Source organism: Sulfuricurvum sp. IAE1 (assembly GCF_004347735.1).
In the GTDB taxonomy this organism is placed as follows: Bacteria; Campylobacterota; Campylobacteria; order Campylobacterales; family Sulfurimonadaceae; genus Sulfuricurvum.
This window is the reverse complement of record NZ_SLTI01000042.1, coordinates 234,744-250,084: the sequence shown is the minus strand read 5'-3', so window position 1 is coordinate 250,084 and position 15,341 is coordinate 234,744. Positions and strand designations below refer to the sequence as shown.

At 54.1% G+C, this 15,341-nt stretch carries 17 protein-coding genes and 1 tRNA gene; 8 read left to right on the top strand and 10 right to left on the bottom strand.

Features of this window, described 5'->3' with window-relative positions:
• Positions 1-29: 29 nt before the first annotated feature.
• Positions 30-106, top strand: a tRNA-Gly gene (locus tag E0765_RS06500).
• A gap of 40 nt (positions 107-146) precedes the next feature.
• On the opposite strand, the gene pcm is transcribed toward E0765_RS06500, so the two are convergent.
• On the bottom strand, positions 147-764 hold the full coding sequence (gene pcm / locus E0765_RS06495; protein ID WP_132812413.1) for a protein-L-isoaspartate O-methyltransferase: 618 nt from the start codon (positions 762-764) through the stop codon (positions 147-149).
• Positions 765-965: 201 nt separating this feature from the next.
• Here pcm and E0765_RS06490 point away from each other — a divergent pair, with 201 nt between their 5' ends.
• Both E0765_RS06490 and E0765_RS06485 read left to right on the top strand, forming a co-directional pair.
• Positions 966-2,591 (top strand): methyl-accepting chemotaxis protein, encoded by a 1,626-nt coding sequence (locus E0765_RS06490; RefSeq protein WP_165921695.1) that lies wholly within the window; start codon positions 966-968, stop codon positions 2,589-2,591.
• A 126-nt stretch (positions 2,592-2,717) separates the two neighbouring features.
• Positions 2,718-3,710: an HD-GYP domain-containing protein gene (locus tag E0765_RS06485; protein WP_255417867.1), complete on the top strand. Its 993-nt coding sequence runs from the start codon at positions 2,718-2,720 to the stop codon at positions 3,708-3,710.
• Here E0765_RS06485 and E0765_RS06480 read toward each other — a convergent pair whose 3' ends face one another.
• The 4 genes from E0765_RS06480 to E0765_RS06465 are packed head-to-tail and all read right to left on the bottom strand — an operon-like array spanning position 3,711 to position 6,874.
• On the bottom strand, positions 3,711-4,145 hold the full coding sequence (locus E0765_RS06480) for a YcgN family cysteine cluster protein (protein WP_132812411.1): 435 nt from the start codon (positions 4,143-4,145) through the stop codon (positions 3,711-3,713).
• 15 nt (positions 4,146-4,160) lie between these two features.
• Entirely contained in the window at positions 4,161-4,415 is a 255-nt protein-coding gene (locus E0765_RS06475) for an EscU/YscU/HrcU family type III secretion system export apparatus switch protein (protein ID WP_132812410.1), read from the bottom strand.
• On the bottom strand, positions 4,412-5,974 hold the full coding sequence (locus tag E0765_RS06470; protein ID WP_132812409.1) for a flagellar hook-length control protein FliK: 1,563 nt from the start codon (positions 5,972-5,974) through the stop codon (positions 4,412-4,414). Before E0765_RS06470 ends, E0765_RS06475 begins: the two co-directional genes overlap by 4 nt.
• A gap of 27 nt (positions 5,975-6,001) precedes the next feature.
• Positions 6,002-6,874, bottom strand: a complete 873-nt coding sequence (locus tag E0765_RS06465) for a hypothetical protein (protein ID WP_132812408.1) — start codon at positions 6,872-6,874, stop codon at positions 6,002-6,004.
• 185 nt (positions 6,875-7,059) lie between these two features.
• Here E0765_RS06465 and E0765_RS06460 point away from each other — a divergent pair, with 185 nt between their 5' ends.
• From E0765_RS06460 to E0765_RS06450, 3 genes are read left to right on the top strand one after another with little or no spacing between them, the layout of a single operon-like run.
• On the top strand, positions 7,060-9,354 hold the full coding sequence (locus E0765_RS06460; protein WP_255417866.1) for a diguanylate cyclase: 2,295 nt from the start codon (positions 7,060-7,062) through the stop codon (positions 9,352-9,354).
• A complete protein-coding gene (locus E0765_RS06455) occupies positions 9,348-10,187 on the top strand; it encodes a protein-glutamate O-methyltransferase CheR (protein ID WP_132812407.1) in 840 nt (279 codons plus the stop codon). The genes E0765_RS06460 and E0765_RS06455 overlap by 7 nt, the downstream gene beginning before the upstream one ends.
• A 9-nt stretch (positions 10,188-10,196) precedes the next feature.
• Positions 10,197-10,799: a CheB methylesterase domain-containing protein gene (locus tag E0765_RS06450; RefSeq protein WP_132812406.1), complete on the top strand. Its 603-nt coding sequence runs from the start codon at positions 10,197-10,199 to the stop codon at positions 10,797-10,799.
• Positions 10,800-10,801: 2 nt separating this feature from the next.
• On the opposite strand, the gene E0765_RS06445 is transcribed toward E0765_RS06450, so the two are convergent.
• From E0765_RS06445 to E0765_RS06435, 3 genes are all read right to left on the bottom strand, one after another.
• The gene (locus tag E0765_RS06445; RefSeq protein ID WP_132812405.1) at positions 10,802-12,406 is read right to left on the bottom strand and encodes a methyl-accepting chemotaxis protein; all 1,605 of its coding nucleotides are present in this window, start codon (positions 12,404-12,406) and stop codon (positions 10,802-10,804) included.
• A 102-nt stretch (positions 12,407-12,508) separates the two neighbouring features.
• Entirely contained in the window at positions 12,509-12,697 is a 189-nt protein-coding gene (locus E0765_RS06440) for a hypothetical protein (protein WP_132812404.1), read from the bottom strand.
• 73 nt (positions 12,698-12,770) lie between these two features.
• A complete protein-coding gene (locus E0765_RS06435; RefSeq protein WP_132812403.1) occupies positions 12,771-13,310 on the bottom strand; it encodes a transglycosylase SLT domain-containing protein in 540 nt (179 codons plus the stop codon).
• A 261-nt stretch (positions 13,311-13,571) separates the two neighbouring features.
• On the opposite strand from E0765_RS06435, the gene E0765_RS06430 reads away from it, so the two are divergent.
• The gene (locus tag E0765_RS06430) at positions 13,572-14,087 is read left to right on the top strand and encodes a hypothetical protein (protein WP_132812402.1); all 516 of its coding nucleotides are present in this window, start codon (positions 13,572-13,574) and stop codon (positions 14,085-14,087) included.
• A gap of 18 nt (positions 14,088-14,105) precedes the next feature.
• Here the strand turns inward: E0765_RS06430 and E0765_RS06425 are convergent, their stop codons facing one another.
• Together E0765_RS06425 and ppa are read right to left on the bottom strand one after the other, a co-directional pair.
• The gene (locus E0765_RS06425; protein WP_132812401.1) at positions 14,106-14,396 is read right to left on the bottom strand and encodes a hypothetical protein; all 291 of its coding nucleotides are present in this window, start codon (positions 14,394-14,396) and stop codon (positions 14,106-14,108) included.
• 5 nt (positions 14,397-14,401) lie between these two features.
• The gene (gene ppa / locus E0765_RS06420; RefSeq protein WP_132812400.1) at positions 14,402-14,923 is read right to left on the bottom strand and encodes an inorganic diphosphatase; all 522 of its coding nucleotides are present in this window, start codon (positions 14,921-14,923) and stop codon (positions 14,402-14,404) included.
• Between the two features lie 176 nt (positions 14,924-15,099).
• On the opposite strand from ppa, the gene E0765_RS06415 reads away from it, so the two are divergent.
• Entirely contained in the window at positions 15,100-15,333 is a 234-nt protein-coding gene (locus E0765_RS06415; RefSeq protein ID WP_255417865.1) for an OadG family protein, read from the top strand.
• Positions 15,334-15,341 lie beyond the last annotated feature (8 nt).

Sequence of the window (15,341 nt, the reverse complement as noted above, 5' to 3'; positions counted from 1 at the left end):
CCAACGCGGGTTATACTTTCACCCGTGATGCGGGAGTAGCTCAGTTGGCTAGAGCGTCAGCCTTCCAAGCTGAATGTCGCGAGTTCGAGTCTCGTTTCCCGCTCCACCCCTTTTTCCTCAAGAGAAGACAATCCCCCTAATTTTATTCAGACGACCACCAGCGGAACAAACCGGAATCCCGGCACTTCGTACGCGTCCACTTTTCCCTGTTCGAGTTTCGTGATCCGCCAGACGCTGTCGCGGACGGGCATAACCAGTTTTCCGCCTATTTTGAGCTGCTCAAGGAGTTCACGCGGCATTTTCGGGGCGCAGGCCGAGACGAGAATGCGGTCGTAGAGTTCTCCGGGTTTACCGAGTACGGCGGGTTTGGCGGGCTCGATCGAGGCGTTTTTCACCCCCGATCTGAGGAGGTTCCGGCGTCCGTACGCCACAAGCCGCTCCAGCCGTTCGACCCCTTCGACGAATCCCGTTTCCCCCACCGCACAGGCGATCAGCGCCGTCGTCCATCCCGATCCCGATCCGATGTCGAGGACTCTGTCCCCGGGGCGCGGATCGAGCAGTTCGAGCATGATCGCCACCGTCGTGGGCTGCGAAATGGTCTGCCCTTCGCCGATCTGGAGGGGATAATCGCCATAGGCGCTGTTACAGAGCGTTTCGGGGACGAAACGGACCCGGTCGCAGCGCAAAAAAGCGTCGATGAGGCGGGGGGAGCTGAGTGAGCCGTTGGCAATCAGATGCTCCACGAGGAAACGGTTCCCGTCCATCGCACTCCCTTTCGAAAAAATATATGACGATCATGATAACCAAAATGAGAGATTATGGTGATAAAAAAGGGGCGTTTATGTCCGTTTCGGGAGGTTTTGCTACGTTTGCGCTACGGTGCGGTCGTATAATTCCCCCTTATGACAGCCCTCCGGTCTGCCGGAGGGTTTTTGAGATTTTTGACAGGAAAGGGGATAATTTTTATGGACCGTTTAACGATCAAGACCAAACTGACGCTGGTTTCGTGGTTCGTCTCCCTCGCTTTTATCGTTGTGGCGATACAGTCACTGCTTTCGACGAAAGAGGAACTGATGAACGCGAAAAAAACGATGCTGACGACGCAAATCGATACCGTCAGTTCGTTGTTCGCCTATTATGACGGCGAGGCCAAAGCGGGGCGGATGAGCCTCGAAGAGGCGCAGGCCGCGGCGAAAGAACACGTCAAAAACCTCCGCTACCGCGGGGAAGAGTATTTTTTCATCCTCGACACCGAGGTTCGGGGGGTGATGCACCCGATCAAGCCGAAGCTGGACAACACCGACCTCTCGGGGATCAAGGACCCCGAGGGGAAAGCGCTGTTCGTCGAATTCGCCGAGACGGCCAAAAACGATAAAGAGGGGTACGTGTCGTACCTTTGGCCCAAACCCGGCAGCGAAGAGCCCCAGCCGAAACTGACGTTCGTCCGTTTGTACGAGCCGTGGGGATGGATCGCGGGAAGCGGCGTCTACATCGATGACGTGGACGCGGAGTTTCGCGAACTTGCGCTCCAAAAAGGCTCGGCGGTCGCGGTGCTGATCGCCCTGATCGTAGCGGGACTGCTCGCCATCCAGCGTTCGGTGGGCGGGAAACTTTCGACGATGGAGGCGATGGCGAGCGAACTCGCCGGAGGGGACGGCGATCTGACCAAACGGCTCGACATCAAAGGCAACGACGAACCTGCCCGCACGGCCCATTCGATCAATGCGTTTATCGCCGCGGCGCAGACCACGGTCCAAAGTGCCAAGCGCGCCGCCGAGGAGAACGCCTCGGTCGCGACGGAGCTGTCGCAGACTTCGCTGGCGATCGGCCGGCGGATGGAGGACGAGTCGGTGCAGATCGACGCGATCCACCAGAGTGCCGAGCAGGTGATCGCCCATCTGGTCCGCTCCAAACAAGAGAACGAAGCGACCTCCGCCGAAGTCGAAGGTGCCAGCCGGATGCTCGGGGAGTCGCGGCACGAACTCTCCGCAATGATCGATATGATCCGCGACAGCGTGGAAGTCGAGGCCGAGTTTGCCCGCAAGCTCCATGAACTGACCGCCAACGCCCGCCAGATCCGCGAGGTCCTCTCGGTGATCGGAGAGATCGCCGACCAGACGAACCTCCTTGCGCTCAACGCCGCGATCGAGGCGGCGCGGGCCGGCGAACACGGGCGCGGGTTCGCGGTCGTCGCCGACGAGGTGCGCAAACTGGCGGAGCGGACGCAGGGAAGCCTGACGCAGACCGACGCGACGGTGAGCATGATCGTCTCCTCCATCGAGGAAGCATCGGTACAGATGGGGCAAAACGCCAAAAAAATCGAGCAGGTGGGGGAAAAATCCCAGACGGTGGGCGAGAAGATCACCCAGACGGCCGAGGTGGTTTCGCACACGACCCGGGCGATTGCCAAACTGGTCGAAGAAGCCGATGCAAGTACGAAAGAGGTGCAGGGAATCGCCCAAAGGCTCTCGGCGATTACCGAACTCGCCCGGGGGAATACCCGCAGCGTCGAGGAGATCGCGACCACGGCCGAGCATCTCCACGGCATTGCCGAAACGCTCAACAACAACCTCGGGCGGTTCCGCGCTTAGAGTTTGTCGGCATTTCGACGTTTAAATAATACGTAAAAGCCCGATCGGCGCCGATCGGCGCTATAATATCCCGATACAAAAAGGCCGGCCGCTCATCATGCGGGCCGATCCGCCAAAGGGGAACGGGTGAACAGCGGAATGAAAATCGTCATTGTCGATGACGAGTCGGTTAACCTGATGCTGCTCGAAGTGATCGTGCGGCAGGAAGGATACGATCCCCGTGTATTCGACAACCCCTTCGCCGCCCTGGAATATCTCCGCGAGAACGAAGCCGATCTGCTGATGACCGATTTTAACATGCCCGGCCTTGACGGGATCGGACTTCTGGAAAAGGCCAAAGAACTCCAGCCCAAAATCAAGAGCATCATGATCACCGGAAACGAGGAAGAATCGGTCCGCGAACAGGCGTTTGCCAAAGGGGTCAACGATTTTCTGATCAAGCCTTATTCGCAGACCGAAGTCAAACTCCGCGTCAAAAACATCCACATTCTCCGTATCGAGGAGCGTTCGCGCGAAGCGCTCAAAGAACGCGAGCACGAAGCACTCCGGATCCTCTCCCGAACCGCCGAATACAAAGATCCCGAAACCGGGTCGCACATCGCCCGCGTGGCCCATTACTCGAAAATGCTCGCGCGCCTCTGCGGACTGGACGAAGAGGAACAGGAGCTTATCTTTTACGCCGCCCCGCTGCACGACATAGGGAAAGTGGGGATCGAGGATGCGGTGCTCCTCAAACCCGGCAAACTCGATGAAGGGGAATTTGAGCGGATGAAAGCCCACAGCGACGTCGGCTACGAGATTCTCGCCGATGCCCAGAACCCCTATCTCGCCGCGGGGGCGGTGATCGCCCGTTCCCATCATGAAAAATACAACGGTACGGGATACCCCTACGGCCTAAAGGGCGAAGAGATACCGCTCTATGGCCGGATCGTTGCGATTGCCGACGTATTCGATGCGCTCACCTCGGTCCGTCCCTATAAAAAAGCGTGGAGCTTCGAAGAGGCGATGGCGCTGATCATCCGTGAAAAAGGGGAACATTTCGATCCCGTATTGGTCGATCTGTTCGTCGGAAGCGAAGCGGAAATCCGGGAAATCTTCGTCCGTTTCGGGGCGGAATAATCAGTCGATAATGTACTCTTCGAGATCGATCTCGTCGGTTTCGAGGACGGCCCCGAGCGCCGGGACGCCGTGTTGTTTCGCCCCTTGGGGCGAACCGCTGATGAGAGGGTGCCAGGAGGGAAGCGGCAATCCGTGATGACGGAGACGGTAGGCACACGTTTCGGGGAGCCAGTCGAATTCGGCGGCCCGCTCTACGGTCAGCTGCGTACACCCTTCGACCCGCTCGAAGCGGTTCGCGTAGTCGCCGCAGCATCCGCGCGCTAGATCGTAGCATCGGCAGACGACCCGCGTCGTGAGGATCGGATCGTCCTCTTCTTCGCCCTGGAGGCGGTGCAGGCAGCACAGTCCGCACCCGTCGCAGAGTGCTTCCCATTCATCAAAGTTCAGTTCATCCAGCCGTTTGGTTTCCCAAAATCGTTCGTGTGTCGTTTTCATGGCGCAAGTGTAGCATTATTTGGGTTTGTTGGTAAGTGCATAGATGAATCGGAACACTTCGGCAACCGCGACGTAGAGTTTTTCGGGTATTTCGCGGTCGATTTCGACCTTGCTGAGCAGTTCGACGAGGTCTTCGTCGCGGCGGATCGGCAGGTTGTGCAGTTCGGCGACTTTGATGATGTTCTCGGCACTGCTCCCTTTGCCCGAGGCGACGACGCGCGGCGCGTTCTCTTTTTCGCGGTCGTAGCGCAATGCTACCGCTTTTTTCATACGGTCACCTCGAATCCGTGATCGTGCCCGGTTCCGTTGTCCTGGTATCCCGCCGCAAGGAGGGGCTCTTTCATCTCGGTGATCCGTATCCGTCTGGGGGTTAGCCCCGCATCGATCAGGAGGCTTCTGAGTTCCGATACGTTGTCGGCAAGCAGCGTTTTGAACTCGGGATTTTCCGCATGCGCCTGGATTTCGATCTGGGTGTCGTCGTAGAGGGCCATCATCAGGTTCAGTTCTCCGTACTCTTTGAGGCGAAGGTTGATCTCGCAATAGAATTTTTTCCCTTCGGTTTTTTTAAACCCCAGCGAACCCTCTTCGAGCAGTTCCCAGGCGAAAGGAAAATAGATCGACGTCGAACTGCCCAGCCCCGAGAGGAGCTGATGGTAATCGATCTGGGTGAGGAGTTTGTCGACGTGCTCGCGCAGTTCGGGCGCTTTTGGATCGGGAGAGGTCCGCAGCTCCTCGGAGAGGGTGAGGAGCCGGGCTTTGAGATCGCCGCTGAGTGACTTATCCAGAAGCCCGTCGATGTTCAGCGCTTCGGGATCGGCAAATTCGGCGATTTGCGAGAGCAGGGCGGGCAACGCTTCGGAGAGGGAAGAATCGGCGGACGCGAGGAGCGCTTTGAACGTTTCGGCCAGCCGTTCGATACCGTTTCGGATCGCCCCCTCGGTCGCGGAGGGGGACTGTACCGACCTCAGAAGCGTTTCGATCGAATCAAGCAGTGTATCGGACGCAGGGTCGGTACTGCGCAGCAGCAGCGCGTAGAGCTCGCCGAGAGCGGTTTTGAGCTCCTGCGCGGCCTGCGGGGAAGGAGGGGTTGCAAGAGGTTCCAGCGACGCGGCGGCGGAGACGATTTTATCGATCAGTACGGCGGTCTCTTTGGTGTAGAGGAGGTCGTTTTTGGCCAATGAAGCGCGCAGCCCCTCGACGAACCCTCTGAGCGTTTCGGAGAAGGCCGCCGCCGCTTTGGGGGCGGGCGAAAATTTCGGTTCCGGACTGCTTTTGGAGTCGGGGATCTCTTGCGGTAAGACCGGGCTTTTAAGCAGTTCGGCAAGAATACGCGCCTGTTCTTTCATCTGCGGGCGATTGCTCTGCACGAGGAGGGTTTCCAGCGCTTCAAGGGTTTTTTTCAGGGTAGGAAGGGTGTCGAGTGCCCGGGCGATTTTCGATTCCATAAAGACGCCGCTTTCTTTCAGCTGTGTTTGGAGCGTCGGGCCGCTGATGGCGGCGGCTTGTTTGAAAAACGGCGCGAGGGACTCGGTTTTGGGGGAGAGTTCCGGAAAATTTTTGAGTTCCTTGATCAAAATGCCGAGATTGTCCGAAAAGTTCCCCATCTGCTTGAACGCCGAAGCGTTTTTGAGAATATCGAGGAGCATCTGGTCTGATTTGGCCGAGGCGGTTTTATCCTGAAAGACCGAAGCGAGCAGAGACCTGACGTCTTTCCCCTCTTTGAGGGTGGAGAGCTGTTCGGGGGTAGCGCTTTTGAGCGCTTCGGCAAGCGCCTTGTTGGTATTGGGGAGGATAATACTGACGCGGCCGTCGGTTTTGAGCTGTATCATGGTCTTAATGATACCATAGAAGCGGTTTTAACCGTTTTCGTTCTGCTTGCGTTCGGAGAAGCGGTTGTAGATCCCCGTTCCCACGATCAGCATGGTGACCCCCGTAATGAGATAAAAAGCGTTGATGATCTTACTGTAATCGTCCAGAACGATTTTAAAGACGGCCATCAGCGATTCGATCGAGAGGGCGATAATGATGGAGGTGAGGAATTTACTCAACACTTTGCTCTGAAGGTTGCTGCCGTAATCGATTTTTTTGAACAGCACCTCGTTTTCGATGAGCGTTTTTGCCAGGTCATAGATCGCCAGTCCGATCGTGATCGAGATGATCGAGGTGAATATCTCGTGCATCACCTCCTCTGAGGAGTGGGGTGCAAAGAGCATCCGCACAAAAATCATCGCGCCGTAAAAAATCAAGAACACCGCGACACTTCCCAGTAAAATCCCGCCGCTCCCCATTACCGCTTTATTGATCTTCTCGAACGCGCTGTTGTGTTCGATCAGCCGGAGCGATTCGAGGAGTCGGAGCATATCGAAATCGGCGACGACGTAGCGCCCTTCTTCGAGTTTGACCGCCGTAAGGGTCGGCCGTCCGTTCATTGGATGGAGATAGGGATTGCTGATGTGGATCGATTCCTTGTCGAAACTGACCCATTGGAAATAAAACGATTTGTCGGCCCCTTCGCGCTCGGTATCGACGTAGTTCCGGCCGTAGCTTGGAGTGGACTGGATAAATGCGGTGTTGACGGCATAGACCACTTCCGCCGATTTTTCGGTTTCGAACAGCCGTCGGAGATCTTTAGCCTCGGTGGATCGGGGCGAAAAATGGGCGAGGGTATGGCGCAGGTAAAACTGGATGCTGTTTTTATGCTCGTTGTAGATGGCGATAATCCGTTTCATAGCGTCTCCTTGCGTAAGGTATCTTCGGATAGTTGTATCACCCGGGGGATTAAGAGCGGTATAGAAAACCGCCATAGTGAAAAAAATTAATTTTTAGGCGTTTTTTTCTCTGATTTAAGCAACATTTATCGTATAATCGAAAAAAGTGTTGATAATAGACGCAGACGACGATAACAAGGGATTCGGTGAGATTATTTTTTTTCGTTTTGATTATGGCGGCACCCCTGTTTGCGCAGGTGCCTCTCGAAAAAGTTTCGGTGCAGATGTCGTGGAAGTTTCAGTTCGAATACGCCGGGTTTATCGCGGCCAAAGAGAAAGGGTTTTACCGGGACGCGGGTCTGGACGTCGAGCTGCGCGAATACCGTGAAGGGGTCGATACCGTTGCCGACGTCCTCAGCCGCAAAGCGACGTACGGGTTGTACAACACCAGTATCGTCATCGATGCCGGGCGTCTGAAACCGATTGTCTTGCTTGGGACGTACTACCAGCACTCGCCGCTTATTTTTGTCGCCCGAAAAGGGATTTCGAAGCCTTCGCAAATGGTGGGCAAAACGATCATGGGGACGAAAGACGAGTTCAAATACAGTACGCTTGGGCTGATGCTGGGGCATTTCGGGGTTACCGAGAAAAATGCCCGTTTCGTCGATCATACGTTCCACGTCGACGATTTCGTCAACGGTAAAGTCGACGTGATGAGCGTTTTCCGCTCCAACGAACTCTATTATCTCGATAAGGCGGGGATCGAATACGAAACGATCGACCCCGCCGATTACGGGTTCGTGATGAGTGCGGTCAACCTCTTCACCTCCCCCGCCGAAGCTCTGAAGCATACCGAACGGACCCGGCGTTTCATCCAGGCGACGAACCGCGGCTGGCACTATGCGCTGGCCCATTCGGACGAGATCGTCGATATCCTCCTGCGCAAATACGCCACCAACAAGTCCCGCGAAGCGCTGCTGTATGAGGCGAAAGTCACCAAAGACCTGATGCTGACCGATTTTTACAAAGTCGGCGAAGTCAATCCCGAACTCACCGTGCGCGCCTTCAAGCAGCTTTCGCAGGCGGGGCTGCTGCGCTCGGACCAGAAACTCGGGCGGTTTATGTTCAACGACATCATGGCCGCTTCGGACAAGGGGCTCGAACTGAGCCCTGAGGAAAAAGAGTATCTGCTGAATAAGAAAAAGATTCTCATGTGCGTCGATCCCGAATGGTATCCGCTCGAAGCGATCCGCGAGGGCAGGCACATCGGTATGGCCGCTGAGGTGATGGACCATTTTGAAAAAAAGCTCGGAACGCCGATCGAACTGGTTCGAACCGCTTCGTGGGAACAATCGCTGCAATACGTAAAATCCCGTCGGTGCGATATCCTTTCCCTCTCGGGGGAGACGCCCCAAAGGCTGGCCTACCTCGATTTCACCGAACCTTACCTGACTTTTCCGCTCGTGCTGGTGACCACGGTCGAAAAGCCTTTCAGCGAAAACCTGAACGACCTCAAAGGGAAAAAAATCGGCGTGGTCAAAGGGTACGCAACCCTCGGGCGCCTTCGAGAACAGTATAAAGAGGTGTCGATCGTGGAGGTCGCCTCGATCACCGAGGGGCTGGAGATGGTCGAGCGGGGGGAGCTGTTCGGATACATCGACAACCTGGCAGTCGCCACCTCCTACGTCCAAAAAGAGTACGCCGGCACTCTCAAAGTTTCGTCGCGCCTGTACGAAAAAGACGAATTGCGGGTTGCCACGCGCAGCGATCAGCCGATCTTGCATTCGATTTTCGAAAAATCGGTTCGGAATCTCGACGAGGGGACGATGCAGGGGATCTACAACCGCTGGATGTCGACGGTCGAAGAGGTCCCCTGGATCGACCGGGATGTTATCTATAAAACATTCGGGTTCATCATACTCGGATCGCTGATGTTCGGATGGCGCTATTACGATCTTCGGCGTCTGAATACAAAACTGCGTGAGATGTCGATCACCGACAAACTGACGGGGCTTTACAACCGTCAAAAGACCGATCAGCGACTGATCGAAGAGAAAACGGTCCTTTCGCGTTATCCGGAATACCGCACCTCGGTCATGCTGATCGACATCGACTACTTCAAAACGATCAACGACACCTACGGCCACCAGGCGGGAGATACGGTTCTTTGCGAGCTTGCGGGCATCTTCCGGAAGAATGTCCGTTCCATCGATATCGTCGGCCGGTGGGGCGGCGAAGAATTTATCGTCATCCTGCCGCATACGGGGTTGGAGCAGGCGGTATCGGTTGCCGAAAACCTCCGTTCGGCGGTGGCGGAACACCCGTTCAAAACGTACGGGACGGTGACGATCAGTATCGGAGTGGGGGAAATGGACCGTACCCTAAGCGTTCACGAAAACATCGCCCACGTCGATTGCGCTTTGTTCAAGGCCAAACGCGAAGGACGTAATCTCGTCCGCCTTGTCGATGCCGAAATCTGCCAAAAGACGATGCCGTGCTGAAATGGTTTCGAACCCAAAAAACGAAATCCGAACCGCCGGTTGCGGAAGTAATCGAAGATTTCAGCAACCCCGATGAGGTTTTTTCCTACTTTACGGCAAAAACGGGGATCACCTTCGAGCAAAAAAAATCGATTACCGCGACCAAGCTGGCCCATTTCGCCAGAGATCGCGGCTATGCTTCGTACGCTTCCCTTTTGAATGCGTTGCGTCGGGAGGAACCGGTGATGGAAGCGCTGGTTAATTTTCTGACGGTCAACGAAACCTATTTTTTCCGGGAGATGGGGCAGATCGAGTATATCGCACGTCATGCGGCCTCGTCCCGTTTCGGCGCGCGGATATTGTGCGCTCCGGGATCGACGGGGGAAGAACCCTACACGATCGCCATTGCGCTGAGCGAAGCGGGAGCCGATATGAGCCGTATCGAGATCGTCTCGATCGATATCAATACCGAAGCGATCGAACGGGCGCGAAGCGGTCTGTACAGCAAGAGGTCGCTTCACCGCCTCTCCGATACGTTGATCGATCGCTATTTCGATCCCGAAGGGGAGAAATACCGGATCAGGGATTCGATCCGTTCGCATGTCCGTTTCGAGGCGATGAACGTTTTCGATCCGCAGATGAAGCGACTGGGGACATTCGATTACCTTCTCTCGCGTAACATGCTGATCTATTTCGATCCTCCGACCGTTCACGCCGCCATCAGGGCGTTGTGCGCATTGGCCAAAGGGCCAAAGAGTCTTTTTTTCTTCGGTCATGCCGATATCCATTCCACCCCGAGCGAATTGAACGAACATTACACCGACGGTGTGAAATACTACACCGTGCGTTCCTGAGATGTTTTGATGTACCGTCCGACCCCTTCCAAGATCGTTCTCATCGGCGCTTCCACAGGCGGTCCGGGTGTGATTGAAAAGCTGATCAGCGGCGTGATGGGTGATTACCCCTATCCCATCTGCATCGTTCAGCATTTTCCCTCCGGACTGAGCAGCTCGTTTGCTTCAAGACTCCAGAACTGCACCTCGAACCGTGTCGTCGAATCGTCCGACCGCCTTCTTCTCGAAGGCGGGATGATCGTCGTCGCGCACGGCGGAAGCCATCTGACGTTTGCCGCGGACGGGGGGGAAGGGCGTTTGGCCGTTCGCCATCTCGAAGGAGACCGGGGTGAACGCCACGACTTCATCCCCAGCGTCGACGACATGTTTTTCAGCGCTGCGGCTTTATGGCCTGGTCAATCGATACTGGCGATTCTGTTGACGGGGATCGGGGATGACGGAGTCGAGGGGATGGTACGTATCGCTTCGAAGGGGGGAGTGACGGTATGTCAGGACGAAAAGAGTTCCCCCGTTTTCGGAATGCCCGCGCGGGCAATCGAAAAAGGGGCTGCCGGATACATCCTCGCTCCCGAGGAGATCATCCGGATGATGGACGAATTCGCCCGTACCTGACGTCAGGTACGGAAAACCGAAATCTGGTCGGTGAGGCGTTCGGTCATCTGGTGCAGGTGCTCGGCGGCCGCGGCGATCTCTTCGACGCTCCGCGCGTTGGAGGTCGAAAGTTTGTTGATGTTCTCGATTTTCTGGATAATCCGGTCGGTCGTGTCGGCATTGGTCTGCGAATCGGCCGAGAGTCTCTCGATCGCCTGAACGGTATCGGCCAGCGCGCTGACGGCGATTTCGGTGTGATCGCTCACTTCGGCCGATGCACCGGCGAGTTTTTCGATCCGCTGGGTGTTGTGGTTCATCTGATCGGTGATGTCGTTGATCGACTGGACGATGACGTTGACGGTCGCATTGGTTTCGATCAGACTTTTCTGGGTCCGTTCGGCCAGCTTGCGCACCTCGTCGGCGACGACGGCGAAGCCCCGGCCGTGTTCACCGGCGCGCGCCGCTTCGATCGCGGCATTGAGGGCGAGGAGGTTCGTCTGGTCGGCGATGTCGGCGATCACGGTGAGGACCTGTTTGACCTGGGACGCTTCGTTGGAGAGCGAATTGAGCCGCTCGTTGATCTCCCCTTCCATCTGGACCGTGAGCGAGAGCTGTTCGATCGTGTTGTGGAGTGCCGACTGGGCTTCGAGGAGGTTTTCACGGGCATTGAGCGCTTTGTCCCGTACGGATTGGGCTTCGAGGGCCGAAGCTTTCATCGCCTCTTTCATCTGATCCGATTCGGCGGTCGTCTGGGTGACGATTTTGGCCTCTTCCTCGGCCGCTTTTCCTATCGAGAGGGTCGTTGCGGAGAGTTCCGCCGATACCGAGAGGTTTTCGCTCGACGTCGAACGGATCCCCTGGAACGAATCGCGCAGCAAGTTAACGAGTTCGTTGATTTTCGCACTCATCAGGCTCAGTTCGTCGTTCCCTTCGATCTTGACGTTGCGGGTAAAGTCGCGGTTTTGCGCAACGGCTTCGATTGTCTCTTCCAAGCGGCCGATCGATGCGGTTATCGTACGAATGATAAAAAAGAAAACTCCCATCATCACCGCGGCGCTGATGAAAATGATCACCTCCATGAAGACAGCGTTGGAATTAAGGGTTTCGATGTTGCGTTTTGACATTTCATCGATCAATTCCCGCTGCTGTTTGACCAGTTGTTCGTACAGCTCGGCCGATTGTTTGGTGATCGCCTGAAGCTTTTTACCCTCTTCGGTCGAAGCGAATTCAAGGCTGTGGATGTCATTTTCATTTTCGCTGATGATCTGGATGCGGGGCTCGTTCAGCGCTTGCCACTCTTTATGATGTTTCAAGATGGTGTTCAAACGCTCTTTGTTTTCTTTTGAACGTGTAATCGCGATCAGGTCTTTCGTCGCTTTTTCAAATTTGGCATTGCGCTCGCGGTAAGCTTGAAGTCTATCGTCCGTGTAAAGCAGCTGATAGCCGCGAAGCTCCATCATCGAACCGTTGGCATGCGCGCGCATGTCCCCGATCAGAAGCATTCTTTCCATCGTTTTACCGGCATCATTGTTGTTTGAATATGCCATATATGCGACCGTGATATAACTGATGAAACTCAGCACCAACAGGGCGATGAGTTTGCCCTTAATCGTAGAAAGATTAATCATGCGGAACACCTTTGTAACCGTTTTGTAATATTAAGAACGAAATTGTATCACCAACGATGTTAAAAATAACCCAAAAAAAGGTGCTGGTTACAAAGAAAAGGATTACTGATTCGGCGGCGGCGGCGGTTTTCCGGCTCGGATCCCTTCGGAAATTTTTTTGAGCTGGGTATCGAGCGTTTTGGGATTGGGGTCTTCTTTCAGCGGAAGAACGAAAGCGAGCAGAATGAAGACGAGACTGAAAATAATACCGCTTAAAAGCGCCAGTACGATTTTGAGCTTTTCATCATTCATGCAGACCTCCCGGCGAGTGCTGGGAGCATTATAACCTAATAATCGGGGAAAAGAGGGGGCCTCTCCGGACGGATCAGGAGATTTTGCCCGACGAGAGGAGACGGTTGACCAGGTCCATGTTTTTCATGACGCGGTTGTAGTAGGGACGGTTGGAAAGTCCCCCGTTGTATCCGCTGATCGCATAGAAATGGTCTTTGCGGTTGTTCTGGAGCAAAACCAGGTAATGGGTTGCGATTTTGGCCGAAAGTTTGATATCGCCAAGGAGCCGTCCTGCCAGTTGTGCATCGCTGAGATCGTTGAGCCAGCGTAGCTTTTTAACGTTCTGCGATACATGGCGGGCGGTGGCGATACGGATCTGCATCGGTCCGAGCGATGCTTTCGTGATCGATTTTTTCTTTCGGAAATCTCCGATGATATTCTTTCCGGCACTGCTTTCGGTCAGACAAATGGCGCTGAGCGTGTTCTCGTACGTTCTGCCGTTTTTGTCGGGAATACTTTTGGCGACATCCCGTACCGTTTGCAAAACATAGAGTTGTTTCGGAGTCATTTTGTTGATGACGTCGTCACTCAAAAGTGACACAGCCAGCAAGGCAATCAGGGCAAGAAATCTCAAAATCTGCACCTCCTAAATTGGATGTGAAATTTTAAGGTATAAGCAAAGCCGTAACCATTGCGTAATATTTTTAAATAAATCAGTTAAGAAAAACTAATAGAAATCTGGTGTAAGCTACCGTATGGCGGGAAACCGTTCGTTAAGTTTGGCTGAAAATGCTGTTATAACATGTTTTATTATGCTGTAAATGTGGCTGTTGATTTAAGTTTAGACCCAAAAATATTTCTAAACGAGACAAAAAAAGAGTTCAAAAACACTGCGATGAGTAAAAAAGAAACAAAAATTATCCTCTTTAGCCTCTTTCATCTGGCGGCGACGGTTTTGCATGCCGATATCAGCGTCGCGCTGCTTGACCGGATCGAATCGAACGAAAAAATACGGATGCTTTATCGAAACATCCCTTTTTCGTGCGAACCGTTCGGTATTATCGGACTGGAAAAAATGGTCTCGCAGGCGCCGCAGCCCGAGGCATGCAAACAAGAGATCGAACGTTACTGGCGCGCTCATCCTTCACACCGAAAACACGCGCTTATCCACCTGCATCCGCGTCAGTCGTACCATTTCCAGCTGATTCAGGGAGGATGCGTCCTCTACGCGAACGGCCCTGAAAGCTACAGCGAGATGCTGTTGCGCGAAGGTCTGGCCGTTCGCGATCCCGCATTCCGCAATCCCGAATGGGACGCAAAGCTCCAGCGGGCCCAGACGGCGGCGGAAAAACTCAAAAAAGGGCTTTACGAAACGTCGATCAAATCGTTGTGTATTAAAGAAGAAGAATAAGTAGTTAAAAAAGAGAGTTTAATCGTTGCTGGTCAGATAGATCCAGAACTCTTTGTGGGTGAGTCCGCGATCGAGAAAGTAAAACTGCAAAATGGCAACCCGGTAGAGGGTGATGGCCATTTTGGCGTAGGGAACGGCCAGCGAGAGCGAAAGCCACCACGGCTGTATCCGGTTCCCTTTGGAGAGGATCATCTCTTCGACTCCGATGTTTTTGCTCAGGTAGAGGCCAAAGGCGATCGAGAACAAAAAATTCAGGATCAGCCCGAAAATGGCGTACGCAAAAATTTCCTGGGAGCCAAAATCGATCATACGCTTTACTCTTTGTAGTTGTTGATGGCGTCTTGAAGGATTTTGGTTGCGGCGGCTTTGTTTTCAAACCCTTTGACTTTGACCCATTTACCCGGTTCGAGCATTTTGTAGGTTTCGAAGAAGTTTTTGATTTTGGCCAGCGTGTGTTGGGGAATGTCGCCCAAATCCTGGATCTCTTCGAACGTCGGATCGATTTTGGACGTCGGGACCGCGAGGAGTTTTTCGTCGATGCCGCTTTCGTCTTCCATGATAAGCACACCCACAAGGCGGCAGTTGGTGACGCATCCCTCAACCATAGGATATTCGGTCAGGATGAGGATATCCGCCGGATCGCCGTCCTGGGAGAGGGTTTTGTTGACGAAACCGTAGTTTGCCGGATAGTACATCGCCGAGTGCATTACACGATCCAGTACCAGTGCGCCGCTCTCTTTTTCCACTTCGTATTTGATGTTTGAACCGCACGCGATTTCGATGATCGCTTTAACTTTGTCCGGGTTTTCGCCGTAGCCGATTTTGGTTAAATCCATGAGAGCACCTCTTTGTGTATTTGATGACGCGATTGTAGCCAATCAAATTTTAAAAATAGCGAAGAGTAACATTTTTTCCACTCGGTCGGCACAAGCGCATTCCGGTAAATAATATTTAAACATCGTTTGGATAAAATCTGCGCGTTACGATTTGATTACAAACAAAAGGAAAGCGCGTGTTTTTCGAAAGCGTCAAAATCATGTTGTTGGGCATGGGTACCGTTTTTTTGTTCTTGATTATCATGAACTACATGACGGTACTGATGTCCAAAATGATCAACAAATATTTCCCAGAAGCCCCAAAAGCGCCTGAACCGACTCCCAGAGCACAGGCTAAACGCAGTGATGACAAGGCAAAAGTGGCAGCGATAGCCGCCGCGATCCACCATCATCAAATTACCCAGAACTAGGAATCTAA